Annotated in this window: 21 protein-coding genes, 2 pseudogenes and 1 riboswitch; of the genes and pseudogenes, 8 read left to right on the top strand and 15 right to left on the bottom strand. The window is 59.7% G+C overall.

Features of this window, described 5'->3' with window-relative positions; translation table 11 throughout:
* Window positions 1–169: 169 nt before the first annotated feature.
* The 5 genes and pseudogenes from pap to EDC35_RS01455 all read left to right on the top strand — a co-directional run bounded on the left by pap (window position 170) and on the right by EDC35_RS01455 (window position 5,629).
* Window positions 170–1,720, top strand: coding sequence for a polyphosphate:AMP phosphotransferase (gene pap / locus EDC35_RS01475; RefSeq protein ID WP_132975063.1), 1,551 nt, complete (start codon window positions 170–172; stop codon window positions 1,718–1,720).
* Window positions 1,721–1,898: 178 nt separating this feature from the next.
* On the top strand, window positions 1,899–2,804 hold the full coding sequence (gene ubiA / locus EDC35_RS01470) for a 4-hydroxybenzoate octaprenyltransferase (protein ID WP_132975062.1): 906 nt from the start codon (window positions 1,899–1,901) through the stop codon (window positions 2,802–2,804).
* A 328-nt stretch (window positions 2,805–3,132) separates the two neighbouring features.
* Window positions 3,133–3,489, top strand: a pseudogene (locus EDC35_RS01465) (dCTP deaminase); the annotation flags it as partial.
* A gap of 63 nt (window positions 3,490–3,552) precedes the next feature.
* Window positions 3,553–4,845 (top strand): LAGLIDADG family homing endonuclease, encoded by a 1,293-nt coding sequence (locus EDC35_RS01460; protein ID WP_132975663.1) that lies wholly within the window; start codon window positions 3,553–3,555, stop codon window positions 4,843–4,845.
* 22 nt (window positions 4,846–4,867) lie between these two features.
* Window positions 4,868–5,629, top strand: coding sequence for a queuosine precursor transporter (locus EDC35_RS01455; RefSeq protein WP_132975061.1), 762 nt, complete (start codon window positions 4,868–4,870; stop codon window positions 5,627–5,629).
* 157 nt (window positions 5,630–5,786) lie between these two features.
* Here EDC35_RS01455 and gloA read toward each other — a convergent pair whose 3' ends face one another.
* Window positions 5,787–6,182: a lactoylglutathione lyase gene (gene gloA, locus EDC35_RS01450; protein ID WP_132975060.1), complete on the bottom strand. Its 396-nt coding sequence runs from the start codon at window positions 6,180–6,182 to the stop codon at window positions 5,787–5,789.
* A 367-nt stretch (window positions 6,183–6,549) separates the two neighbouring features.
* Here gloA and EDC35_RS01445 point away from each other — a divergent pair, with 367 nt between their 5' ends.
* Complete coding sequence (locus EDC35_RS01445; RefSeq protein WP_132975059.1) at window positions 6,550–8,562, top strand: LamG domain-containing protein; 2,013 nt, start codon at window positions 6,550–6,552, stop codon at window positions 8,560–8,562.
* A gap of 303 nt (window positions 8,563–8,865) precedes the next feature.
* Here EDC35_RS01445 and EDC35_RS01440 read toward each other — a convergent pair whose 3' ends face one another.
* The 14 genes and pseudogenes from EDC35_RS01440 to EDC35_RS01375 all read right to left on the bottom strand — a co-directional run bounded on the left by EDC35_RS01440 (window position 8,866) and on the right by EDC35_RS01375 (window position 20,959).
* Window positions 8,866–10,077, bottom strand: coding sequence for an MFS transporter (locus EDC35_RS01440; RefSeq protein WP_132975058.1), 1,212 nt, complete (start codon window positions 10,075–10,077; stop codon window positions 8,866–8,868).
* Window positions 10,078–10,317: 240 nt separating this feature from the next.
* Window positions 10,318–11,187 (bottom strand): hypothetical protein, encoded by an 870-nt coding sequence (locus EDC35_RS01435; protein WP_132975057.1) that lies wholly within the window; start codon window positions 11,185–11,187, stop codon window positions 10,318–10,320.
* Window positions 11,188–11,223: 36 nt separating this feature from the next.
* The gene (locus tag EDC35_RS01430) at window positions 11,224–11,655 is read right to left on the bottom strand and encodes a type II toxin-antitoxin system RelE/ParE family toxin (protein ID WP_132975056.1); all 432 of its coding nucleotides are present in this window, start codon (window positions 11,653–11,655) and stop codon (window positions 11,224–11,226) included.
* Window positions 11,640–11,828 (bottom strand): hypothetical protein, encoded by a 189-nt coding sequence (locus tag EDC35_RS01425; protein WP_132975055.1) that lies wholly within the window; start codon window positions 11,826–11,828, stop codon window positions 11,640–11,642. Before EDC35_RS01425 ends, EDC35_RS01430 begins: the two co-directional genes overlap by 16 nt.
* A 223-nt stretch (window positions 11,829–12,051) precedes the next feature.
* Window positions 12,052–12,306 carry a molybdopterin converting factor subunit 1 gene (gene moaD / locus EDC35_RS01420; protein ID WP_132975054.1) on the bottom strand — a complete coding sequence of 85 codons (255 nt, stop codon included), beginning with the start codon at window positions 12,304–12,306 and terminating at the stop codon, window positions 12,052–12,054.
* A gap of 80 nt (window positions 12,307–12,386) precedes the next feature.
* The gene (locus EDC35_RS01415; RefSeq protein ID WP_132975053.1) at window positions 12,387–13,643 is read right to left on the bottom strand and encodes a molybdopterin molybdotransferase MoeA; all 1,257 of its coding nucleotides are present in this window, start codon (window positions 13,641–13,643) and stop codon (window positions 12,387–12,389) included.
* A gap of 11 nt (window positions 13,644–13,654) precedes the next feature.
* Complete coding sequence (gene moaB / locus EDC35_RS01410; RefSeq protein ID WP_132975052.1) at window positions 13,655–14,185, bottom strand: molybdenum cofactor biosynthesis protein B; 531 nt, start codon at window positions 14,183–14,185, stop codon at window positions 13,655–13,657.
* 112 nt (window positions 14,186–14,297) lie between these two features.
* Window positions 14,298–14,669 carry a diacylglycerol kinase gene (locus tag EDC35_RS01405; protein ID WP_132975051.1) on the bottom strand — a complete coding sequence of 124 codons (372 nt, stop codon included), beginning with the start codon at window positions 14,667–14,669 and terminating at the stop codon, window positions 14,298–14,300.
* Window positions 14,662–16,137, bottom strand: a pseudogene (gene gcvPB, locus EDC35_RS01400) (aminomethyl-transferring glycine dehydrogenase subunit GcvPB); the annotation flags it as partial. The gene EDC35_RS01405 and the pseudogene gcvPB, both read right to left, overlap by 8 nt.
* A 188-nt stretch (window positions 16,138–16,325) precedes the next feature.
* Complete coding sequence (tpx, locus tag EDC35_RS01395; RefSeq protein ID WP_132975049.1) at window positions 16,326–16,823, bottom strand: thiol peroxidase; 498 nt, start codon at window positions 16,821–16,823, stop codon at window positions 16,326–16,328.
* Between the two features lie 154 nt (window positions 16,824–16,977).
* Window positions 16,978–18,354, bottom strand: a complete 1,377-nt coding sequence (gene gcvPA, locus EDC35_RS01390) for an aminomethyl-transferring glycine dehydrogenase subunit GcvPA (protein ID WP_132975048.1) — start codon at window positions 18,352–18,354, stop codon at window positions 16,978–16,980.
* A 2-nt stretch (window positions 18,355–18,356) separates the two neighbouring features.
* Window positions 18,357–18,749 carry a glycine cleavage system protein GcvH gene (gcvH, locus tag EDC35_RS01385; protein WP_132975047.1) on the bottom strand — a complete coding sequence of 131 codons (393 nt, stop codon included), beginning with the start codon at window positions 18,747–18,749 and terminating at the stop codon, window positions 18,357–18,359.
* 57 nt (window positions 18,750–18,806) lie between these two features.
* Complete coding sequence (gcvT, locus tag EDC35_RS01380; RefSeq protein WP_132975046.1) at window positions 18,807–19,898, bottom strand: glycine cleavage system aminomethyltransferase GcvT; 1,092 nt, start codon at window positions 19,896–19,898, stop codon at window positions 18,807–18,809.
* A gap of 203 nt (window positions 19,899–20,101) precedes the next feature.
* Window positions 20,102–20,193: riboswitch (glycine riboswitch) on the bottom strand.
* Between the two features lie 118 nt (window positions 20,194–20,311).
* The gene (locus EDC35_RS01375) at window positions 20,312–20,959 is read right to left on the bottom strand and encodes a VPLPA-CTERM sorting domain-containing protein (protein WP_132975045.1); all 648 of its coding nucleotides are present in this window, start codon (window positions 20,957–20,959) and stop codon (window positions 20,312–20,314) included.
* Between the two features lie 347 nt (window positions 20,960–21,306).
* Between EDC35_RS01375 and hisF the strand changes: the two genes are divergently transcribed.
* Together hisF and EDC35_RS01365 are read left to right on the top strand one after the other, a co-directional pair.
* Window positions 21,307–22,896, top strand: coding sequence for an imidazole glycerol phosphate synthase subunit HisF (hisF, locus tag EDC35_RS01370; protein WP_132975044.1), 1,590 nt, complete (start codon window positions 21,307–21,309; stop codon window positions 22,894–22,896).
* Window positions 22,897–22,902: 6 nt separating this feature from the next.
* Window positions 22,903–23,769 carry a COG3904 family protein gene (locus EDC35_RS01365; RefSeq protein WP_132975043.1) on the top strand — a complete coding sequence of 289 codons (867 nt, stop codon included), beginning with the start codon at window positions 22,903–22,905 and terminating at the stop codon, window positions 23,767–23,769.
* Window positions 23,770–23,811 lie beyond the last annotated feature (42 nt).

Genomic DNA, 23,811 nt, shown 5'->3' with positions numbered 1-23,811 from the left:
CGCTCTGGACGCGGTTTAGGTGCACACGCCATCCTCCCAATGAAGCGGGGGCTGAAGCCGTGGTGGGCCTGCCGCCGATTCCCGGTATCATTCGCAGGCTCCGTCGCGACAGACTGATCTCAGTGCAGACGGGCATTAGGTGAGGCTTGGTCAAACTCAGGAGCATCAGATGTTCGAGGCAACGAAAGTCGGTCGCTCAGTCAGCAAGGAAGATTACAAGGCGCAGCAGGAAGAACTCCGCACCCAGTTACTGGCCATCCAGCATGACCTCAAGGAATCCAGGATTCCGGTCATCATTCTGGTGTCAGGCGTCGAGGCGGCGGGGAAGGGCGAAGTCATCAACCGTCTCAACGAATGGCTGGATACGCGCGGAGTACAGACCTTCGCCTTTTGGAATGAATCGGACGAAGAGCGCGAGCGTCCGCGCTACTGGCGCTTCTGGCGGGCGATGCCCCCGCGCGGCGAGATCTCGATCCTCTTCGGCGGCTGGTATCAGACCCCCATCGAGCACCGTTTCAACGGCTACTGCACCGATGCGGAGCTGGACGGCGAGCTCAACCGCATCGTCGATTTCGAACGCATGCTGATCCAGGACGGGGCGCTGATCGTCAAATTCTGGTTCCATCTGTCCGAGGCGGATCAGAAGGCGCGGCTCAAAGAACTGTCGCGCGACGACAAGAGCCGCTGGAAGATGCTGCCGGACAAGAGCAAGTTCTCCGAGCATTACGCCACCTTCGAGCAGGTCGCCGAGCGGATCATTCTGCATACGGATCGCGGCGTCTCGCCCTGGTATCTGATCGAGGCCAGTGACCGGCGTTATCGCGATCTGACCGTCGGCAAGACCCTGCTGCACGCCATCCGTTCGCGACTCGCCGAGGCATCGAACGGCGATGCCGCCAACAATCTCGTCAGTCCGGATCTGCCGGGCAGCCCGAGCGCCCAGATCACCCTGCTCGACCAACTGGATCTGTCGCTGTCCTTGCCGCGCGACCAGTACAAGACCGACCTGAAGCGTCTGCAAACCGAAATCAACGAGCTTGCCTGGACCGCCTATAACAAAAAGCGTTCGACCGTGCTCATGTTCGAGGGCGTGGACGCAGGCGGCAAGGGCGGCGCGATCCGGCGCATCACCACCGCCATCGACGCCCGGCTCTATCGGGCCATCCCGGTCGCTGCGCCGACCGACGAGGAAAAGGCCCATCATTATCTGTGGCGCTTCTGGCGTCACATCCCGCGCGCCGGCCATATCACGCTTTACGACCGCTCCTGGTATGGCCGGGTGCTGGTCGAACGGGTCGAAGGCTATGCCAGCGATGCCGAGTGGCGGCGCGCCTATTCGGAGATCAACCGTTTTGAGGAGCAACTGGTCGACAGCGGCGTCATCCTCCTCAAATTCTGGCTGCACATCAGCCAGGACGAACAGCTCAAACGCTTCAAGGATCGCGAAAGCGTCCCCTACAAACGCTACAAGATCACCGAAGACGACTGGCGCAATCGCGAGAAATGGCCGTACTACAAAGAGGCCGTCAACGAGATGGTCGCCCGCACCAGCACCCGGCACGCCGCCTGGACCCTGATCGAAGGCGACGACAAGGCCTATGCACGGGTGAAGGTGATGCGCACCATCTGCGACACCCTGAGCGAATCGTTGAAGGGCGATCCGATTCCGACAGCGGGCTATGTGCCCTGCGGCGAGAAGCGGATTGTGGGCGGGGGTTAGAGATCAATCGCGTGCAGTGCGCGATGCAATCTGGACGGGGTGATAAATCGTTTACACCTCCATTCCAGGGCAATCGGATCCAATTTGGAATAGGGGCTTTTTCAGCAATCCCCTATGACATAATCAACAGCTTTCTGCCCGGCGGGCGATCAGATCAAACCAGGATACGATCCGCACTATGAGCTTTTCCGACATCAACATCGAACGACCCCGTCTGCCGTCCTGGCGCGAACGTTTGCAGACGTATGTGGTGCTGGTGCGTCTGCATCGTCCCATCGGTATCTTTCTGCTGATGTGGCCGGCGCTGTGGGCGCTGTGGCTCGCTGGCGACGGGCATCCGCCCTGGTTCGTGGTGCTGATCTTCGTTCTGGGCGTGGTGCTGATGCGCTCGGCTGGCTGCGCGATCAATGACTTCGCGGATCGCAAGGTCGATGGGCATGTCGCCCGCACCCGCCAGCGACCGCTGGCGACCGGCGAGGCCACACCCACTGAGGCGCTGGCGGTGTTCGTGGTGCTCAGCCTGCTGTCGTTCGGTCTGGTGCTCCAGTTGAACTGGCAGACCGTGGCGCTGTCCGTGGTCGCGCTGCTGCTGACCTTCATCTATCCATTCATGAAGCGTTTCACCCATGTCCCGCAGTTGTTTCTGGGCGCCGCCTTCGGTTGGGCTATCCCCATGGCCTTCATGGCCGTCACCGGTCAGATCCCGGTCTATGCCTGGATCCTCTTCATCGCTGCCCTGGTCTGGGCACTCGTCTACGATACGCAGTATGCGATGGTTGATCGTGAGGACGATCTCAAGGTCGGGATCAAATCGACCGCCATCCTCTTCGGTCTCTGGGATCGGCTGGTCATCGGGCTATTGCAGATTCTGATGCTCGGCATGCTGTTCGGGATCGGTCTGCATGTCGGGCTGGGTGGCTGGTTCAATGCCGGGCTCACCGTTGCCGCCGGACTCGGGGTCTATCAGCAGGTCTTGATCCGCGACCGTGAACCCCGCGCCTGTTTTGAAGCCTTTCTGAACAACAATTTTTTCGGCATGGCGATCTTCGTCGGCCTGCTGCTGGATTACGCCGTGCGCGGCTGATCCGCCCGATTTGGCGGCGCGCTTCTTTTGCGTGCCGCTGTGCATCGTCGTATGGATTTTGACAGGATTAAACCGCGCCCGGTGCGGTATGTGATGTTTGGGGATTGGGTCGGCCTTGGCAGCATCGACGACCGTTAGAGGGGCGCGGTTTAAGGTATTAAAAAATATAAAATTTTAAACCGCGTCTCCACTGAGATCGAAAAAATCTTTAAGACTAAACACCAAATGGAAATTACGCATTTCGCTCTGGACGCGGTTTAATCCTGTCTGATCAAAAAACTGGAACGGGTATTTTCGCGCCCGTTATTTTTCTCTCTGAGGTTGACGTATGACCATTAAATCCGACCGCTGGATCCGCCGCATGGCTGAACAGGGGATGATCGATCCTTTTGAGCCGGGTCAGGTGCGCGAAGGTGAAAACGGGCGGGTGATTTCCTACGGGACATCGAGCTATGGCTATGATGTCCGCTGCGCCGACGAATTCAAGATCTTCACCAATATCAATTCGGCCATCGTCGATCCCAAGAATTTCGATTCAAACAGCTTCGTCGATCTCAAATCCGACGTGTGCATCATTCCGCCCAATTCATTTGCGCTGGCGCGGACGGTGGAATACTTTCGTATTCCGCGCAATGTCATGACCATCTGTCTGGGCAAGTGTCTCACGGCCGATACGCGCGTGGTCGACGCCGAGTCCGGCGCTTATTTGCCCATCGTCGATTTTGCATTTGGACGCAAAACATTGGGGATGCAGAACTGGCGCTTGCAACCGGTCAGGGTCAGCGCCTTTCTGCCGCAGGGGAAAAAGCCTGTCTACCAATTGACGACCCGGGCTGGTTTGAAGATACGCGCGACGGCGAATCACCCTTTCAGACAATTGCATGGTTGGACCCAGCTCGGCGATCTGAAACCCGGTGACAGGATTGCCGTGGCAAGAGAGATTCCGGTTTTTGGAAAAATCCCCTTGCCGGATTGGGAGGCGACTCTGCTCGGCTTGATGATCGCGGCAGGACAATGCAAAACGCCCGATGATCATCCGACCTTCTCGACTGGTAATCCGGTGCTGACCGAGTTGCTAAAAGACTGTATCGAAAATGGCGATTTGGGCGAAGCGCCTGAAGATGAACATGCCGCTCGATGGCTTGAACGCTATGGACTGAATGTTTCAGCCGAAAGCAGGTTCGTGCCTCAGGCGATTTTCATGTCGCCAAAGGAAACGACTCGCCTGTTTCTGCGTGCTTTGTTTTCAGTGGACGGCAGTGTTTATGAATCAGATGCGGATTTCTTTGTCGAATACGATTCAGCGTCACGCAGATTGATTGAGGATGTTCATCATCTTCTGCTGCGGTTTGGGGTTTTTTCACTCACTCGTGAAAAAAAGACGACGATTGGCGCCGATGCTTATTGCATCCAGATCACGGACAGGGAACAAATACGGCTTTTTGCTCAAGAGGTCGGATTCTGGCCTGAGTCCATCAAGCAGCTGCATCTGGAGCAGCAGATTCTGCCTGCCATCATGCAGGCGTCAACCGGTTTTCAAGGTCATTTTGACAGACTGTCACAACCTGCTTTGGGGGTGACGAAGACAGCCGTTACGGACGCCGGAATGAACCTGAATTCAATTGGCGCCAAAAAAAATTCAGCTCAATTTGCCCTAGAAACAGCAGGTACCGACCTGTCGCCCCTTGTCAATGGCCCCGTTTGGGATATGGTGGCCGATATTCAGCCAGCCGGCGAAGAAGAGGTCTTTGACTTGACCATTCCGAATCTTCATAACTTTGTTGCCAATGATATGATCGTGCATAATTCGACTTATGCGCGTTGCGGTCTGATCGTGAACGTCACGCCCCTGGAGCCTGAATGGGAAGGTCATATTACCCTTGAATTCTCGAATACCACGCCATTGCCCGCAAAGATCTATGCGAATGAGGGTGTGGCGCAGATTCTCTTTTTTGAATCCGACGAGATCTGCGAAACCTCCTATAAAGACCGCGCCGGCAAGTATCAGGGCCAGCGCGGCGTAACCCTGCCGAAATCCTGATCCCCATCGCGCGACCGGGACCATGACATTCGATCGCTCAACCCGGCTCTTCGTCATACTCGGCGGATTCTTTGTCTGCAATGCGCTGATCGCCGAGTTTCTCGGCGTCAAGATCTTCGCATTGGAAGACACGCTTGGGCTGGCGCCATTCGACTGGAATCTATTCGGTCAGTCCGGCTCACTGAGCTTCACGGCGGGCGTACTGCTGTGGCCGGTGGTATTCATCATGACTGACATCATCAATGAATATTACGGCCGGCGCGGGGTGCGTTTTCTCTCTTATCTGACGGTCGGATTGATCCTCTATGCCTTCGCTTTCGCCTATCTGGCGATTGCGCTCGTTCCCGCAGACTGGTGGGTAGGGATCCAGGCCGGGCAGGGCGTGCCGGACATGCAGGCGGCCTTCAGCGTCATCTTCGGTCAGGGAATGTGGATCATTGGCGGCTCGGTGATCGCCTTTCTGATCGGACAGATCATCGATGTGACCATCTTCCATCACATCCGGCGCGCGACAGGGGGGCGCTATGTCTGGGCGCGGGCGACGGGCTCGACCCTGGTATCGCAGTTGATCGACAGTTTCGTGGTGCTCTATATCGCCTTTGTATTGGGGCCGCAGCAGTGGTCAATGGAGCTGTTTCTGGCGGTCGGGACGGTCAACTATCTCTATAAATTCGTCGTCGCCATCGCGCTGACGCCAGTCATCTATCTGGGGCGTTATCTGATCGACCGCTATCTGGGCCCGGAACTGTCCAAAACGCTGACAGCCAGGGCGGCTGGACACTGAGGTTTTCCCCGGAATTCAGTTGTCCAAGGATGACGTGGAATGGCGTTCACACTGGATAAGAGCACGCAGAAGATTCCGAAGTCTGAAGGTCGGCTGTGGAATCATCTGCGCGCAAATCCTCGAATATTAGAAAAGCTTGATGCGATTGCCCAGCTTCCTATGCCGCATCCTGCCCCGCGCCGATCAGCTCAATCGGATAGCCGTCCGGATCCTCGACGAAGGCGATGATGGTGGCGCCGGCATTCATGGGGCCGGCGTCGCGCAGGATCTTTCCGCCCTGCGCCTTGATTCGCTCAACCGCACGATAGACATCATCCACCTCGATGGCGATGTGGCCGTAACCAGTGCCGGGATCGTACTGCTCCACACCCCAGTTGTAGGTCAGTTCGATGACGGTCTGTTCCGACTCGTTGCCATAACCGAGAAAGGCCAGGGTGAATTCGCCGTCCGGGTAATCCTTCTGACGCAGCAGTCTCATTCCCAGAACCTGGGTGTAGAAGTCGATGGCGCGCGGCAGATTGCCGGTGCGCAGCATGGTGTGCAAAATTCTCATCGCCGTTTCCTGATCGGGGTGGTTTGAAGCCTGAGCAAGTGTAGCCGGATTCCAGTCTCAGACGTCACGTCCGGACTGGCGCTGGTGCGCCAGCACCGCACCGCCTGTCCGCAGATCCGCTAAAAAGACCGCCAGCAGGCCGATCAGTGGCAGAAAGGAGCAGGTGCAACAGATCTTTCGCGGGTAACGCGAATGGCTGGAGATGTCATGCACCGAGTTCCGTGTTCGCTTTCTCCGTCAGGGGTTGATCAATGAATCCCAATCTGATGTAATAATCAGTGGTCTTTTTGCGCATTGTTTAGTAAATGAGTTTTCTGAAGGCAATAGATGACAGGCAAGCCACTAACCTATCAATTAGGAATAAGCCATGAAAAGCCTAATCAATGTAGCTATTTTATTATGCCTTTGCAATAACGCTTGGGCAAAAAACATTTGGGTTCCAGATCAATTTTCATCCATTCAAGATGCGCTCAACAATGCCTTGACGGGCGATGTTGTCTGGGTCAGAAGTGGTCTTTACACCGAGAGCATTATCTGGCCGCAAGTACAGGGTATCCAGCTTAAAGGCAAGGATGGAGCCAAAAATTGCATCCTTGATGGCGGTGGTACACGTAGAATTTTAACGATTGAAGATAAAACCGAAATCACGCGCGTGAGCGGTTTCACATTTCGTAATGGCCTCGAAACAACAGGAGGCGCAATCAGTATCGAGCGCGGCGCACCAACTATCGCAACGAATATATTTACAGGCAACCAGGCTACTACTGACTATGGAGGCGCCATTCGTTGCCATCAATGCTCTTCCCGCATCGAAAAAAATCGGTTTATCGGCAATTTTGCAGCGAAATTTGGCGGTGCCATTTCTAATATCAATGCGTCTTCAATTATTTCTCAAAACGCTTTCATAGAAAATAAATCGAATGAAGATGGCGGGGCTGTCGATGTCTGGGGGGATGGATCCAAGGCAACTGTTATTGAGAGAAACGAATTCATCAGAAATGAGGCTGTTTTTAACGGCGGAGCCGTTGGCATATGGGGCGCGTCGCCGACCCTCATCAATAACTTGATGGCCGAAAATGAGGCGATGGATGGAGTGGGTATCGCGATGTTTTTCTCCAACGCTTCGATCATGAACTCCACCATTAGTAGCCCGGACTCATCAGCCTCGGCTATCGCTTGCATGGGCTATAATCAGGCTACCGAATTCAATCCGAAAATAACAAATAGCATCATCTGGCCAAATCAGATGCGTTTTTGGAATTTCTGTAACCCGAAGTTCAGTCACTCTTTGTACCAGGGAGGGTATGGGTCTGGAAATCTGGATATAGACCCTCTTTTTAGAGGAAAAGGGGATTACCATCTGCGCATCACATCAGCCGCCCTTGATGCAGCAACAGATGAGGGCGCTCCGGCAACCGATCTCAAGGGGCAAGCCAGACCAAAGGGGAAAGGAGTGGACATGGGCGCCTATGAGGCGAGTCAGGCCGCTTTTTTTCAGGTTTCCATCACGCCTGATACAGAGTCTGGAATGGGGCCGCTAGATGTCACCATAAAGTGCACATCTCCTTATTCGATTAAAAAGTATTCCATTGATTATGGAGACGGATCGTCAGTTGAAGAAAGCGGTTCAGGCCAGTTCCAGCATCGCTACCATATTGGATCTCATCGTCTGGTGATTACTGCCGAGAGGGCGGACAAGGTCAAATCCACTCAATACCGTTACATTCACTCTTTTGGCCTGGCAGCCAACTATCCATTCCGCGGCAATACCAATGACGCAACCAAAAATCAGCAGGACGGAGTCGCTGTTGGCGCTTCGCTAACAACGGACAGGCGAAGAATGCCTAATCAGGCGTATTTTTTCAATCCTCAAGAAAGAGATTATATCGAAGTCGATACGGTCGATAAATTATTATCCAACATAACCGATCAGGTAACCCTGACGGCTTGGGTGAATCCGGTAGAAATTAGCATTGATTCCGGAATAGTCACAAAAGGGTCCGTATGGTATATGTCTTATGGTTTGATTTTGACTCAAGCCGGAGCCTTGCGCTTCATCAGCAGTAATAATAGTGAAACATCCCATGCTGGTGGAGATTCGAGCTTTATCGTTCCGACAGGAAAATGGTCTCATATTGCTGCAACATACGACGGGGCAACTCTGCGTTTCTATGTCAACGGAGAGCTGGACCCTCAGCAAACGCATCTGATCAAGCGATTCTCTACGACAGACCTACCACTCTATATTGGGAAACTCCATGCTAATCCACCGAACTACTTTAATGGATCAATCGATGAGGTTAGGGTTTACAATTATGCGCTTTCTGCTAAGCAGATTCGTGCAATCTATCAGGGATCGAAAGCCACTTCAGTAAATTGACTTGCAAATTATGTACATTTGGCGAAGCAACGAAGTCAACCATCTTCCACGCATTAGCGCAGATCCGGTTGAACATTCGCACGAGCCTCGACATCTGCTACACCCCTTGTATGACCGCCGGGTAGTGCCCTGATCAGCCCGACGTAGGAGCCCGCTTGCGGGTGATCGGCCCACGAAATCAGCCGTCTCACCACCGCATCACCCGCAAGCGGGCTCCTACGGATTAGGGCACTACCGACCGCCGTTTCCTGATCGGGGTGGTTTGAAGCCTGAGCAAGTGTAGCCGGATTCCAGACTCGGGCGTCACGTCCGGACTGGCGCTGGCGCGCCCGTCACCGCCCTGGCCGTCCGCAGATCCGGTAAAAAGACCGCCAGCAGTCCGATCAGCGGCAGGAAGGAGCAGACGCGATAGACCGTCTCGATGCCCCAATGATCCGCCACCTGCCCGAGCACGGCGGCGCCGATTCCGGCCAGACCGAAGGCGAGCCCGAAAAAGAGCCCGGAGACCATGCCAACGCGCCCCGGAATCAGTTCCTGCGCATAGACCACGATGGCCGGGAAGGCCGAGGCCAGCATGAAGCCGATGATCAGCGTCAAGGCAGCCGACATCCCGAGACCGACATAGGGAAGCGCCAGAGTGAAGGGCGCCACCCCGAGGATGGAAATCCAGATCACCGCCCGCCGACCGATGCGGTCCCCGAGCGGGCCGCCAAGCAGGGTGCCGGCCGCCACCGCGAAGAGAAAGTAAAACAGGTGGTACTGGGCTGTTTGCGCGTCGATGGCATAGTGCTGCATCAGGTAAAAAATCAGATAGCTGCCGATGCTGGCCAGATAGAAAAATTTGGAGAACATGAGCGCCAGCAGCACACCCAGTGTCGTCATCACCTGACGCCGGGGAAGCGCGAGCACGGCAGGAGCCACCTTCGGCCTGGGCCGTCGATTCTGATGGCGATACCAGACCCCCACCCCGGCAAGTACGATCATGGCGACCAGGGCGATCAGTGAAAAGAAGGCAATGCTGCGCTGACCATGGGGCAGAATGATCCAGGCCGCGAGCAATGGACCGAAGGCAGCGCCGGCATTGCCGCCGACCTGAAAGATGGATTGCGCCAGACCATGCTGTCCACCGGAGGCCATCCGGGCGACCCGCGAGGCTTCAGGATGAAAGACCGCCGAACCGGTGCCCACCATTGCAGCCGCCACCAGCAGCATCGGAAAGCTGGAGGCCATGGACAGGGTGAGCAGACCGAGCAGGGTGAAACCCATGCCCACGGACAGCGAAAACGGCTTGGGGTGGCGGTCGGTATAGAGACCGACCAGGGGTTGCAGCAGCGAAGCGGTCAACTGAAAGGCCAGGGTGATCAGGCCGATCTGCGCAAAGCTGAGGTGAAACCCGGCCTTGAACAGCGGATAGATCGCGACCATCAGCGACTGCATGGTGTCGTTGAGGAAATGGGAAAAACTGATGGCACCCAGCACCCGAAAGGCGGTGGGGTCGGTGGTTGAATGCGTCATGACTCTCGAAGGGTTTAAACAGACAGGGCGGGGAAACGCGAATGACGAAAACGTCCAGGTGGATCTTACTCCTTCTACTGCTGATGGCGCTAACCCCTGCCCAGGCCGCCGATCTCTCCGCTGCCGAAACATCGGGCGAACGCCGGCCCCTGAAGACGACCATCGTCAAGGCTCTGACATTTGAAGTCGCATCAAGCACGACCGTATATGATCATACGGAACGTGACACCTTAAGCCCGCCTAACGTGGTGAATTGAAGCGCCCCTGATCCATCGGGCTGGCGCTGCGATCCATTGAGCCACGGTCGAAGGCAGGCCCAGCGGACGGTGTGCTGCGCTCGAAGCGCGACGAAGACGATGAGTCGCCTCCACTCCAGCCATCTCGGGACGGCGTGTTTCGATCAGGAAGGCCCGTTGTCGCGCCGCGCTCGAAGGCGGGCGGAGAGGATGGGGCACTGCGCTCGAAGCGCGGCGATGGGGAGGACGGTTCGAAGCGTGGCGATGAGGTGGCGCCGCGTCCGGTCCAGTCGTTCTGGGAGGGCGATGTCCGCTCGCGGTAAACCGGAGTCGCTTCACGCGGTGCGGAGTTGGATGGGCTCTCGCGGTTGAAGCGGGGCGAGGATGAGCCGTCACGTCCGGTCCAGTCGTCTCGGGATGGCGATGTCCGGTCACGGTAAACCGGGACACTGTCCCGCTCGATGTTCCGCGACTGAGGCGGAGAAAAACGATCCCGCGATGGTTGAGATTCACGTGCGCCGGGCGGTGGCGCGGACTGGAAACGGGGATCGCGATACTGGCGATAGTTGACGCCGTGCGAGTGATACCAGCGTTCGTACTGCGGACGATGTTTGTGGTAGTGCGCGACCAGTCCGCGATAGCCGGAGTAGCTCGTTGAGATATAAATATTGACGCCATTTTGATAGTAATAGGGCCGATCGCCATCGTAATAGACGACATAGCCTTGATAAAACAACGGCGTGTAGTAATAAACCGCTGGTCCCGAAATGGCCACCTCGGTTGGATAGGGGGCCATGACACAGCCGGATGGACCCAGGAGAACGCCAGCGGCGATGGTCGCCGCCAGAGCGGTGCGTGCAAAAGAGGGCGTCATGAGCGTGGATTCCTGCTGCGGGTGTTTGGCGCGAAGCTACTCCAGCTCATGAAGATCGTCCAGCGGGTTAAGCATGACGGGTGCCGGGGTATCCCGTGCTGGACTGGCGAGCCAGGGGTTTTCATAGGTACTGGTTGCAGCGGGACGCCCGGCGATCCGGGCAAGACTCGGCGGCGGGGCTGCCGCGAGCTGCGGTCCAGGGTTATGGATGATCGCCAGCAGATGCAGATCCTGGCCCTGCCGCTCGAAGAGAATGCGAAAGCCGTAGAGACTGTATTCATGCACCCTTTCCCGAGACGACTCAGGCGCAATCTCGCCCAGTGCCGGCTGGACAAGCAGACGTTCGCCACAGGCGATGATCTGCTCGACGATGCGCCGGGCATGGATCAGCGAGTCGCGGGCGATGAAGACCGCAATGGCCTCAATGTCGTCCAGCGCCGTGCGCGACCAGATCAGCTCTCCAGCCATCGGTCCAGCCGCTGCTTGGCTTCGTCGTTGACGTAACCGCGTCCCTGGGCGATGTCTTCGCGTCCGCGGTTCGTTTTTTCCAGCACATAGAGACGATACTGGATGTCTTCCAGCGAGCAGTCATCGGGCAGTTGGCGGAGCAGGTCGGCCACCTCTTGCTTGGCGGTCGGCATGGGTTGAATCCTCCTGTTAAACCGCGCCTGGTGCGAGATGCGATGTTTTTGGTTTGGATCGACCTTGGCGCCTCGACGATGATCGGAGCGGGCGCGGTTTAAGTATTAAAAAATAAGAAATTTTAAACCGCGTCTCCACCGAGGTCGAAGAAATCCCCAAAGTTAGACACAGAATGAGAATGACACATTTTGCTCTGGACGCGGTTTAGTGATCAGCCGTTGATCAACCCCCGGTTACTGGCGGAAAGATGGCGACCTCGTCGCCATCAGCGAGCGGCGTCTGCGGACGGGCAAGCTCCTGGTTGACCGCCGTCATCAGCGACTCGCCTTCGCCAAGACTCTCCGCCCAGATCCCCTCGCGCGCGCGCAGATGATCCAGCAGCTCGCCGACCATACCAACATCTGCGGGGAGCGACAGCCGCTCTTCGCCGAGGCCGAGCCGTTCGCGCAGACGGGCGAAATAGAGGATTCTGATCATCTTCTCTTCGTGTCCTTCGCGGTGCAAATTGCTGGGTTTGGAAGCCGGTTTGCGCAGGCGACCGGTTCAGACCCGCCGCATCAGCGTAACAGATCCGCGAACGCCATGAAATCGACCGGATCGCCGCGCTGGATGATCTGTTCCGGATGAATCTCGACCAGACCATCCGCCCAGACGACCGAGGACAGGACTGCCGATGAGCGGCTGGGAAAAATCGCCAGTTCAGGCTTGCCATCGGCGCCGGTCTGGATGCGGACACGATGGAATTCGGTGCGTTTGTCCGGTTTGGGCCAGTCGAAACCGGCGCGGATCGGGATCGCGCGCGGGCTGAGATCGCCGGTCATTCCCTGCAAGCGTCGCACGACCGGAGCGGCAAAGAGCGTGAAGGTGACGAAGAGCGACACCGGGTTGCCGGGATTGCCGAAGAAGGGAATCCCATTGACCTGGCCGAACGCGACCGGCTTGCCGGGACGGATGGCGATGTTCCAGAGATCCAGGGTGCCGAGCCGTTCGACGGCTGGCTTGAGATGGTCTTCCTCGCCTACCGAGACACCGCCGCTGGCGACGATCAGATCCGCCTCGCGTGCGCCACGGATCAGGGCTTCGGTCGTCGCCTCCAGCGTATCGGCGACGATTCCGAGATCAACCACCTCGCAGCCCAAAGCCTGCAGGAGTCCAATCAGGGTGAAGCGGTTCGAGTTGTAGATCTGACCCGGTCCCAGCGGTTTGCCCGGCATGACCAGTTCGTCGCCGCTGGCGAGGACCGCGACCCGCAGCTGGCGATAGACCGCCAGAGCGCCCACGCCGACCGAGGCCGCCAGTCCCAGATGCGGCGGCGCGAGGCGGATGCCGGGGGCGAGGATTTCGGCCCCGGCGCGGATGTCCTCGCCAGTGTGGCGAATGTTTGCGCCCGCTTTGCAGTCGAGCGGAATCAAAACCGTCTCGCCCGACCGCTCGCAGATTTCCTGTATCACGACGGTATCCGCACCAGCCGGGACGGGCGCGCCGGTGAAGATGCGCGCCGCCGTGCCGGGTTCCAGCGTTGTGCCGACCGCTCCGGCAGGGATGCGCTGCGCGACCCGCAGCCGTCCGTGGTGTGTTGCCAGATCGGCATGACGGATGGCGTAACCGTCCATCGCGCTGTTGTCCCAGCCCGGAACCTCGATGGCGCTCGTCACCGGGGCCGCGAGCACGCGCCCGAGCGCCGCATCGGTTGGAACGGTTTCGGTGTCGGCGATGGGCTGGACCCGCGACAGCAGGAACGCGATGGCCTCCGCTTTGGTGAGCGTCGGTCGCTTGGCGGATGCGGGGCCGCAGCAGTCATGGTGCGTCGTCATGGTGGATCGTCTCAGCGTTCGCGCAGACGCGGGATGAGTTGGGCGAAGTTGCAGGGACGGGTGCGGATGTCCAGTTGCGGCAGCAAAATCTGCTCCCAGGCGGTGCGGCAGGCGCCGGTCGAACCGGGGAGACAGAAAACGAAAGTGCCGTTGGCCAGTCCGCCGAATGCGCGCGATTGCAGGGTGGATGCGCCGATGTCCGCGAAGGAAACCTGCCGGAAGAGTTCGCCAAAACCTTCGACCACCTTGTCCAGCAGCGGCAGCACGGCCTCCGGCGTGCTGTCGCGTCCGGTCACGCCGGTCCCGCCGGTGCTGAGGATGACATTCACCTCGGGATCGGCGATCCAGCGCGAGAAGGCCGCGCGGAGCTGATAAACATCGTCACGCACGATCTCTTTCGCCACGACCTGATGCCCGGCTGACTCGGCGCTGTCCCGCAGCAGCTTTCCTGAGCTGTCCTCATCCTCGCCCCGGCTGTCGGAGACGGTCAGGATGGCGATCCGGAGTGGCAGAAAATCCTGCTCGGTGAAATGCCCGCTCATCGTTATTTCTCTCAAATATGACATTTAAACCGCGCCCGCTCGAACGGTCGTCGATTCTGCCAAGGCCGAATCAATCCTCAACGATCACATACCGCACCGGGCGCGGTTTAGGTCAGGCCAGCTTCGGTATCAGAATCAGCGCCCAGATCACCACGCAGAAGGCGATGCTCAAAAACACCGCCGCCGAGGCAATGTCCTTGGCCCGCCCGGAGAGTTCGTGACGTTCGAGACCGACGCGATCCACATTGGCCTCAATGGCCGAATTCAGCAGTTCGACGATGGGCACCAGCAGCAGCGCACTGATCAGTAACGCCCGCTCGACCGGCGTTTCGCCGAGCCAGAGCGCCAGCGGGATCAGCGGAATCAGCAGAAAGACCTCCTGACGGAAGGCCTCTTCCAGCTCGAAGCAGGCCTTGAATCCTTTCATCGAATAACCGAAGGCGCGGATCACACGCCGCCAGCCGCGCACATTGTGATTAGCCATGCGCGTTCTCACCTGCGGTCAGCGGTTTCCAGGCCAGATCCAGTTGGCGTGCGGCGCGCACGTCATCAAGCCGGCGCACTGGCAGGGTATGGGGCGCGCCCTTGACCGTCTCAGGTTCCTCTCGCGCCTCGTGGCGGATGGCGATCAGCGCCTCGACGAAGCTATCCAGGTCTTCTTTGGTCTCGGTCTCGGTCGGTTCGATCAGCAGACACTCGGGCACCAGCAGCGGGAAATAGGTCGTCGGGGCGTGATAGCCGTAATCCAGCAGACGCTTGGCGAAGTCCATGGCGTTGACGCCCAATTCTCTGGCCTCGCGCTTGAGTGTGACGATGAACTCATGACTGGCGCGACGCTCGGGATAAGCGGCCTCGAAGCCGGCGGCCCGGAGACGCGCCATCAGATAATTGGCATTGAGCGTGGAGAATTCAGCCACCCGCCCCATGCCCTCGCGCCCCAGCATCCGGGCATAGACATAGGCGCGGAGCAGGATGCCCATGTTGCCGCCGAAGGCGGTGAGGCGCCCGATGCTGTCCGGACGGTCGCGCTCGGTCAGCCAATGGTATTCATCGCCATCGCGCGCAACCAGCGGCACTGGCAGATAGGGTTCCAGACGCGCCGAAACGCCCACCGGGCCCGCGCCGGGACCGCCGCCGCCGTGCGGGGTGGAGAAGGTCTTGTGCAGATTCATGTGGATGACATCGAAGCCCATGTCGCCCGGACGCACCTTGCCGAGAATGGCGTTGAGATTGGCCCCGTCGTAATAGAGCAGCCCGCCGGCCTCGTGAACCGTGCGGGCAATCGCCTGGATATTGCGGTCGAAGACGCCGACCGTGCTTGGATTGGTGAGCATGATACCGGCGGTCTGCGGGCCGACGGCGGCGGTCAGTGCGTCGAGATCGACATCGCCATCGGGGCCGGTCGGAATCTCGCGCACCGTGAAACCGCACATGACCGCCGAAGCCGGATTGGTGCCATGCGCGGCGTCCGGCACCAGCATCTCGGTACGGGCCAGATCGCCGCGCGCCCGATGATAGGCCCGGATCATGGCGACCCCGGCGAATTCGCCCTGTGCGCCAGCGGATGGCGCCAGCGAAACCGCGTGCATGCCGGTCACCTCTTTGAGCATCTCCTGAAGCTCGAAGAGACAGGTGAGAAAACCCTGACCCTGGGTGTCCGGCGCCAGCGGATGACGCGCGAGAAATCCGGGCAGGCTGGCGAGACTGTGACAGGCGCGCGGGTTGTACTTCATGGTACAGGAGCCGAGCGGATAGAGATGGGTGTCGATGGAAAAGTTCTTCTGCGACAGCCGGGTATAGTGACGCACCGCCTGCATCTCGGAGACCTCCGGCAGCATCGGGCGGGCGCGTCGGCGCAGCCCCGCTGGAATGTCCGTGACAGCGGGCGGATTGAGTGGCGCCTGAGCGGTCGCGCGGCGGCCGGGGCGGGAGTGGTCGTGGATCAGCATGGCAGAGTGACTGTGTTGTAGGGTAGCCGTGTCTTCTCAAAGAAGGACGCGGATAAAAAATAGACAGGATTAACAGGATGCTCCAAGATTGACGGAGTCAAAGTCAAGAATTAAAAACCCCGTTAATCCTGCAAAATCCTGTTAATCCTGTCTATTGCAGCATGGCTTGTGGCGATGAATCTTAGTGACGATCAGAGCTTCGCCAGGGCCGCCTCGTAATCCGGCTCCTCGGTGATCTCCGGAACCAGTTGGGTGTAAAGCACCTTGTTGTCGGCATCGAGCACGACGACCGCACGGGCGGTGATGCCGGCCAGCGGGCCGTCTTCGATCAGCACGCCATAGTCCCTGGCGAAGTTGCGCGAGCGCATCATCGAGAGACTGATGACAGTGTCGATCCCTTCCGCACCGCAGAAGCGGCCCATCGCAAAGGGCAGATCAGCCGAAATGACCAGGGCCACGGCGTCGGTCTTGCCGGCCATGGCGGCGTTGAATGTTTTGGTGGAGGTCGCGCAGACCGGGGTGTCCAGACTGGGCACGATGTTCAGCAGTTTCTTCTTGCCAGCGAAATCGGCCAGCGTCCGGTCGGCCAGATCCTTATCGACCAGCGTGAAATCGGGTGCGCTGCTGCCGACGGCGGGCAGTTCGCCATTGAGTGAGACGGGGTTGCCTTGGAGTGCGGTGTGGGCCATGCGAGTCTCCGGTTGTCAGACGTGGCGTTAAGAAAAAGCGGTTGAACCGCAAAGGGCACAAAGAACACGAAGGCTTTCAAGGATTTTTACGCGCCGTGGCGGTCAGTCGCCAGGTGTGCCTTGTTTTTCCTGGCGTCCTTCGCGCCTTGGCGGTTCAGCATTCGATCCGCGTGGCAAGAATCCGTGCCAGCCTGTCGGCATAGTCGCGCATCTCATCCTCTGTGCGGAGTTCGGTGGCGCAAATCAAGATGGCCGGACCCAGATCGGGATAGTCCGGCTCCAGAGCGAAGCCGCCGAGGATGCCGTCGGCGGCGAGTGCATCGAGCAAGTCGGGGGCCGGCACAGGCAGTCGCAGCGCCTGTTCGTGGAAAACCGATCCACCGAATAGCGGTGCGACACCGGGGATCACGCTGAGTAGCTCAGCAAGACGGCGGGTGTTGGCGTGACAGGCGCTCGCCACCCGCTCCAGTCCTTCGGCGCCGAGCAGCGCCAAATGGATGGTCGCCGCCGTCACCAGCAGACCCTGATTGGTGCAGATGTTGGAGGTCGCCTTGCCGCGCCGGATGTGTTGCTCGCGTGCCTGGAGCGTGAGCGTGAAGCCGGGCTTGCCGTCCAGATCCAGGGTGCGTCCGGCGATGCGTCCGGGCAACTGGCGCACGAATTCCTGTTTGCAGCAGAGAAAACCGGCATAGGGTCCACCGGACGACAGCGGCATGCCCAGCGATTGAGCCTCGCCGCAGGCAATGTCCGCACCTTTTGATCCCCATTCGCCCGGCGGCGACAGCAGCGCGAGTGCGATGGGGTTGACGACGCCGATGACCAGTGCTTTGCGCGCATGCGCCCAATCGGTCAGCACGTCCACGTCTTCGAGCACGCCGAAAAAATTGGGCTGGTTGATGATCAGCGCGGCGAATTCACCGCCGATGGCAGCCGCTTCCAGTTGCGCGACCGGCGTCTGTCCGCTCTGAGGATCGAATGACACTTCGACCAGTTCGATTCCCTGCGACTCGACGATGGCGCGCACCGTGCGCCGATAGGCCGGATGGAGCGCGCGCGGCACCAGCACGCGGGTCGATCTGGTCTGACGATTGGCGCGTACCGCCATCAGGATCGCTTCGGCTAGTGCCGAAGCGCCGTCATAGAGCGAGGCATTGGAGACATCCAGACCGGTGAGCGCAGTCATCATCGACTGGAATTCATAGAGCACCTGCAGGGTGCCCTGGCTGGCTTCGGCCTGATAGGGCGTGTAGGCGCTGTAGAATTCGCCGCGCGCCGCGATCTGCCAGACGGCGGCGGGGATATGATGATCGTAGGCGCCGGCACCGATGAAACAGACCGGCTGACCGTCCGCGCGGGCGCGTGTCTGCATCAGCCGGGCGATCTCCATCTCGGACAGCGCGGTCGGGATGGCAGCCAGTTCACCGATCCGCAGCTCGGACGGAATCTCGTCGAACAGGGCATCAATGGAGCCGACGCCAATGGTCGCGAGCATGGCGGCGATGTCGTCAGGGGTATGAGGGATGAAAGGCATGATCAGGACTCGTCTTCGACGACCCTTTCATAGCCGGCAGCGTCCAGCAGACCGGCGAGCGCACCCGGATCGCTCGGTGCCAGACGGAAGATCCAGCCTTCGTCGTAAGGACTGGTATTGATGGCGTCCGGGGTATCGGCGAGGACCGCATTGCCCTCAACGATCTCGCCGGCCAGCGGGGAATAGATGTCTGAAGCGGCCTTGACCGACTCGACCACCGCGCAGGCTTCGTCGGCATCGACTTCGCGACCGGACTCCGGCGCCTCGACGAAGACGATGTCACCCAGCGCCTCCTGTGCATGGTCGGTGATGCCGACGGTGACGGTGCCATCGCCGTTGTCGCGCACCCACTCGTGGGTCTTGGTGTATTTCAGGTCGGCAGGAATGTCGCTCATTTTTCTGTGCTCCGTGAGGGTCCGCGATGGACCTGTCAGTGTTTGTTTGGTGATGATTCAGCGTTCGATGCGGATGGTGCCATGTCGCACGAACGGCGGCCTGACCACCCGCGCGGCGACCGGCTTGCCACGGATCTCGACCTCGCAGGTCGAACCCAGGCCGGGCGTGACCCGCGCCAGCGCAATGGATCCATCCAGGGTGGGCGCAAATCCGCCGGAGGTGATCTCGCCGACCTCAACCCCGTTGCTCAATACCTTTTGATGGCTGCGCAGGATTCCGCGTCCGGTCAGCAGCAGACCGACGAACTCGCGCCGGGCGGGATCGTCGCGCATCTGGACGAGTGCCGTGCGTCCGATGAAATCGCGTTCGACCGGCTCCCAGGCGACGGTCCAGCCCAGCCCGGATTCGAGCGGGCCGACGGTCTCGTCCATGTCCTGGCCATAGAGGTTCATGCCGGCCTCCAGACGCAGCGTATCGCGCGCGCCGAGTCCGCAGGGCGTGACCCCGGTGGTATGCAGCGCCCGCCAGAGATCGGTGGCTTGCGTGTTGGGAAGCATGATCTCGAAACCGTCCTCGCCGGTATAGCCGGTGCGACCGACGAACCAGTCGGCGTCCTCGGCGGCGAAAAAGGGCTGGATCTGCATAGCGTTCGCGCGAACCGCCTCGGGCAGTAAGGGCGCGGCCAGCTCACGCGCCTGCGGACCCTGAACGGCGATCATCGCCAGATCAGTGCGGGGCTGGATCTTGATCGCGAAACCGGCGCTGTGGGCGCGCATCCAGGCGATGTCTCTGTCAGCCGTGCCAGCGTTGACCACAAGACGGTAGTGCTGCGGGCCGCGCGCGTAGACGATGAGGTCATCGACCACGCCACCCTGCTCGTTGAGCATGCAACTGTAGAGCGCCTTGCCGGGCGACTGGAGCCGGGCGACATCGTTGGCCAGCAGGCGGCGCAGAAAGGCTTGGGCATCCGGACCTTCGACATCGACGGGGCGCATGTGCGAGACATCGAACATGCCCGCCGTGCGGCGCACCGCGTGATGCTCTTCGATCTGGGATCCATAGTGCAGCGGCATGTCCCAGCCGCCGAAGGGGACGAGACGGGCGCCGAGACGCTCGTGCTCTGAAAAAAGTGGCGTGCGCAATCCCATTCGACTCTCCGCTGGACTGATGTGGGCATCGCCGCGACCTGTGGGCCATCGACAACGAAACAACGCCGAAGGCACAAGCCTCCGACATCGCCCCTCTGTCCTAAACCTGAGAGTTTGCGGCGAAGAACCGGGCGGTTCCTGCTGCTGCCCCGTCGGTGGGTATCGGTTGATCTGTCAGCCGATACCGCTCTCCAGAGTCGGTCGTTATCCCCGCGGTCCGTTTGCCTGAGCGATTCCGGGCGGTGTTGCGCCTTCGGCGCCGGCTGGTGCAGCCGGTCTCTCCCACGGGACATGACACGAAGGGCGCACTATAAGCGCGGGAGGACGGGATTTCCAGCCGCCATGCCGACAGACATGATGCAGATTTGTTTTACAAGCGGGCAATGGGCATTCCCTGCCTCCAGAGTTGCTGATCAGAGAGCGGAGCGCGGGGATCTGTTTTGTCTTCTGATGCTGAACAGACCCAGCAGACCTGATGCGAAGAGCCAGAAGGCGGCTGGCAATGGGACGGACGCCAACTTGTCGGAGGCGTTGGATGTGCCATAAGTGAAGTTATCCAGATGATAGGTCTCCCGGCGATAGATCTCCTGGCTTCCCGAACCATCACTGGAAGTCAGCACGATGTCGGTAAAGGCCGTATCGGAGATCAGACCCCAGAAAGACCCTTCGATGTGGGGGATCTCTCTGGAGAGAATCTGGGTTGCGCCATGAAAGAGGGTAAGCCAGATCTTGGTGCCATGACCGGCTGGCCGCGTATCCCAGTCGCCGCCGATGCTCGTGACACCATCCGCAAAGCTGAATCGGGTGTTGCTGAGTTCATTGCCATAGATATCCTGAGAGAGAACATCCTGCCATATTCCCTGCGCGACTCTGCCTTGTGTCGATGTGAGTTTCAGGCCATTGTCGAGCGGACTGTCATCGAAGGTTTCGGTCGCAAAGGCGCCGGTCTTGGATGCCCAAGCAGACCTGTCCGTATAGATTTCGAGGGTGGCGGCCTGTGCAGAGGCCATGAAAACAGCCCCCGCCAATGGAATCAGCCAGGCGAGTGTTTTGGATGTCATGGATTTGGCCTCAATGGAATTTGAATGTGCCAGGGTCGGGTCTGCAAGCCACGTATCAGCATTTAAAGGCAAAGATCAAGCCGATATGACAGGTTTTTGGATTGCAACGATTTATTTTGCCGCATGCCGCTTTCGTGTCCGTATGGTGAGACAAAAACAGTCTCATAACTGTGATAGTTGTTCCAGTTTGGCGAATTCCGACACCTCGCCTGTCGGAGCGGCGTCTGACGCGGAAAGACTGAATCCAACGGCTGGTTGGCGCTAAACTAAACCAAGTTTCTGAACCCCGTGCGTCCGATGTTTGTCCGGACGCTCCGCTGACCGATTGAACCCCTCGGACTCGACGTATGATTTCGCTTCTCGACTATGGCGCGGGCAATGTCCGCAGTCTGCGCAATGCCGTTCAGGCGCTTGGCTTCTCGCTCACCGAGATCGAGCGGCCCGAAGATATTCTCAAGGCCGAACGCCTGATCTTTCCCGGTGTCGGTGCCTTCGGCGCGGCCATGGAACGTCTGCACCGGCTCGGCTATGTCGAGCCGCTCAAGGAATACCTGGCGGCTGACCGGCCCTTTCTCGGCATCTGCATCGGTTTGCAGACGCTCTTCGAGGGCAGCGATGAGTCGCCCGGCGTGGCCGGTCTGGGCCTGATTCCGGGGCGCATTGGCCGCTTCGAGACCGGGGCGCTCTCGGTGCCACACATGGGCTGGAACGACGTGCGGGTCGAGCGTGAATCGCCGCTCTTTGCCGACTATGCGGGCGAAAAGCTCTATTTCGTGCATTCCTATCGTGCCGCGCCGAGCGCGGAAAATGCCGACTGGCGTCTGGCGACCACCGATTACGGTCAACCTTTTCTCAGTGCGGTGCAGCGGGGCAATGTCGCGGCGGTCCAGTTCCACCCGGAGAAAAGCGGCGCTGCCGGCCTGAGACTCCTGCATCGTTTTCTTGGCGACGCTCAGGAAGCGAGGTCTTGTGGGCCGTTCATCCAGACCGCATCCACCCGTTTCGCCAAGCGCATCATCGCCTGTCTGGACGTGCGTGCGAACGATGCCGGCGATCTGGTGGTGACCAAGGGCGATCAATACGATGTGCGTGAGGCCGGTGAGGTGCGCAATCTCGGCAAGCCGGTCGAACTGGCCCAGCGTTATTTCGAGGAAGGCGCGGACGAGATCACCTTTCTCAACATCACCGCCTTCCGCGACTTCCCGCTGGCCGATCAACCGATGCTCGAAGTGCTGCGACGCACCTCCGAGCGGGTTTTCGTGCCGCTGACCATCGGCGGCGGCATCCGCGCCTTTACGGACGGGCAGGGCAGGGCGTATTCGGCGCTGGACGTGGCCGACGAATATTTCCGCTCGGGCGCGGACAAGATTTCCATCGGCTCGGATGCAGTGGAGACCGTTGAACGCTATCTGGCGTCCGGCGGCGTCAAGGATGGCACCAGCGCCATTGAGCAGATCGCCCGGGTCTACGGCAATCAGGCGGTCGTGATCTCGATTGATCCGCGCCGGGTCTATGTGTCTTCGCCCGACGCGACGCGCCACCAAACCGTTGCCACGATCACGCCCGGACCCGGCGGCGAGGGTTATTGCTGGTTCCAGTGCACCGTCAAAGGCGGTCGCGAGGGTCGGGATGTCGATGCCGTCGAACTGGCACGGGCCTGCGAGGATCTGGGCGCGGGCGAGATCCTGCTGAACTCCATCGACCGCGACGGCACCGGCGCCGGTTTCGATCTGGAACTGATCCGCGCCGTCAGCGAGGCGGTGAGCATCCCGGTCATTGCCTCCAGCGGCGCGGGCTGTGTGGAACATTTCGCCGAGGTCTTCGCCGCCACCGGGGTCGAGGCCGCGCTGGCTGCCGGGATCTTCCATCGGCGCGAGGTGCCCATCCAGGCCGTCAAATCCTATCTGCGCGAGCAGGGGATCGAAACCCGGCTCTGACGGGCGATGCGGCGCTTGCGCATCAGGCTGATCGTCCTGCTGACGGCGCTCGCGCTGTCCGGCTGCACGCCGGTCAGTCGGGATGGGCCGACGCCCGCCCCGACCGCTGCGGTACCGGGCGTCAATCGGGACGAACAGCTCTCGACCATCGCTGCCTGTCATCTGCTCCGGGTCGGTCAGACGAACGATGTGGCGACGACCGACACCACTGTCATCGCCGCCACGAATCAATATGGCTATCCGTTGGGGGCGGTCGTCGCGCGCGCCAATCGGTTGATTCAGGTCTATCAATCGCGCGGTCTGGCGCTGATCGCGCGGGCGGTCGAGGCCTGTGAGCGTCTGGCTGACGACACCGGGGTGACTTCAGCCCTGGTTCGGTTTGAGCCCGACGGTCAGCCGCGCACCGCCTGGCTGCGGATCGATGGTGCCGAGATCGCTCCCGGATTCGCGGCGCAGACCATCGCCGAACTGAACCGGCGCCGGGCCATCGGGCTGGTCATCAACAGCCCCGGCGGCTCGGTTCATGAGGCGCGTGAGCTGGGTCGTTTTCTGCGGGTGAATGGACTGCGCACGGCGGTTGATCGGGCCTGCACCTCGGCCTGTGTCGATGTGCTGGCGGGCGGGGTCGAGCGTTATGTGACGCAGAACGCCAGGCTCGGCATCCATCAGAGCCGGGTGCCGAGCCGTTACAGCAGTCACGAAGGCGGTCAGCTCTATGTCGCCGATTCCTTCCGCTATCTGCGCGAGATGGGCATCGATGCGGATGTCGCCATCGCCGCCGCCTCGGTTCCGAACAATCAGATCCTGCTGATTTCGCTGTCTGACGCCCTGGCGACCGGGCTGGTGACGAAGGTGGTCGAGGGATTCGAATGATCCGAAAGCAATAAGCTTATCTCTTTTAATGTTAACGATTGA

The sequence above is a fragment of the Thiobaca trueperi genome (genome assembly GCF_004342175.1).
In the GTDB taxonomy this organism is placed as follows: domain Bacteria; phylum Pseudomonadota; class Gammaproteobacteria; order Chromatiales; family Chromatiaceae; genus Thiobaca; species Thiobaca trueperi.
This window is presented reverse-complemented; position numbering and strand designations above follow the sequence as displayed.

Coding starts and splice junctions, on each gene's coding strand:
- pap (WP_132975063.1), top strand. CDS start 170: ATGTTCGAGGCAACGAAAGTCGGTCGCTCAGTCAGCAAGGAAGATTAC.
- ubiA (WP_132975062.1), top strand. CDS start 1,899: ATGAGCTTTTCCGACATCAACATCGAACGACCCCGTCTGCCGTCCTGG.
- EDC35_RS01460 (WP_132975663.1), top strand. CDS start 3,553: ATGCAGAACTGGCGCTTGCAACCGGTCAGGGTCAGCGCCTTTCTGCCG.
- EDC35_RS01455 (WP_132975061.1), top strand. CDS start 4,868: ATGACATTCGATCGCTCAACCCGGCTCTTCGTCATACTCGGCGGATTC.
- gloA (WP_132975060.1), bottom strand. CDS start 6,182: ATGAGAATTTTGCACACCATGCTGCGCACCGGCAATCTGCCGCGCGCC.
- EDC35_RS01445 (WP_132975059.1), top strand. CDS start 6,550: ATGAAAAGCCTAATCAATGTAGCTATTTTATTATGCCTTTGCAATAAC.
- EDC35_RS01440 (WP_132975058.1), bottom strand. CDS start 10,077: ATGACGCATTCAACCACCGACCCCACCGCCTTTCGGGTGCTGGGTGCC.
- EDC35_RS01435 (WP_132975057.1), bottom strand. CDS start 11,187: ATGACGCCCTCTTTTGCACGCACCGCTCTGGCGGCGACCATCGCCGCT.
- EDC35_RS01430 (WP_132975056.1), bottom strand. CDS start 11,655: ATGGCTGGAGAGCTGATCTGGTCGCGCACGGCGCTGGACGACATTGAG.
- EDC35_RS01425 (WP_132975055.1), bottom strand. CDS start 11,828: ATGCCGACCGCCAAGCAAGAGGTGGCCGACCTGCTCCGCCAACTGCCC.
- moaD (WP_132975054.1), bottom strand. CDS start 12,306: ATGATCAGAATCCTCTATTTCGCCCGTCTGCGCGAACGGCTCGGCCTC.
- EDC35_RS01415 (WP_132975053.1), bottom strand. CDS start 13,643: ATGACGACGCACCATGACTGCTGCGGCCCCGCATCCGCCAAGCGACCG.
- moaB (WP_132975052.1), bottom strand. CDS start 14,185: ATGAGCGGGCATTTCACCGAGCAGGATTTTCTGCCACTCCGGATCGCC.
- EDC35_RS01405 (WP_132975051.1), bottom strand. CDS start 14,669: ATGGCTAATCACAATGTGCGCGGCTGGCGGCGTGTGATCCGCGCCTTC.
- tpx (WP_132975049.1), bottom strand. CDS start 16,823: ATGGCCCACACCGCACTCCAAGGCAACCCCGTCTCACTCAATGGCGAA.
- gcvPA (WP_132975048.1), bottom strand. CDS start 18,354: ATGCCTTTCATCCCTCATACCCCTGACGACATCGCCGCCATGCTCGCG.
- gcvH (WP_132975047.1), bottom strand. CDS start 18,749: ATGAGCGACATTCCTGCCGACCTGAAATACACCAAGACCCACGAGTGG.
- gcvT (WP_132975046.1), bottom strand. CDS start 19,898: ATGGGATTGCGCACGCCACTTTTTTCAGAGCACGAGCGTCTCGGCGCC.
- EDC35_RS01375 (WP_132975045.1), bottom strand. CDS start 20,959: ATGACATCCAAAACACTCGCCTGGCTGATTCCATTGGCGGGGGCTGTT.
- hisF (WP_132975044.1), top strand. CDS start 21,307: ATGATTTCGCTTCTCGACTATGGCGCGGGCAATGTCCGCAGTCTGCGC.
- EDC35_RS01365 (WP_132975043.1), top strand. CDS start 22,903: ATGCGGCGCTTGCGCATCAGGCTGATCGTCCTGCTGACGGCGCTCGCG.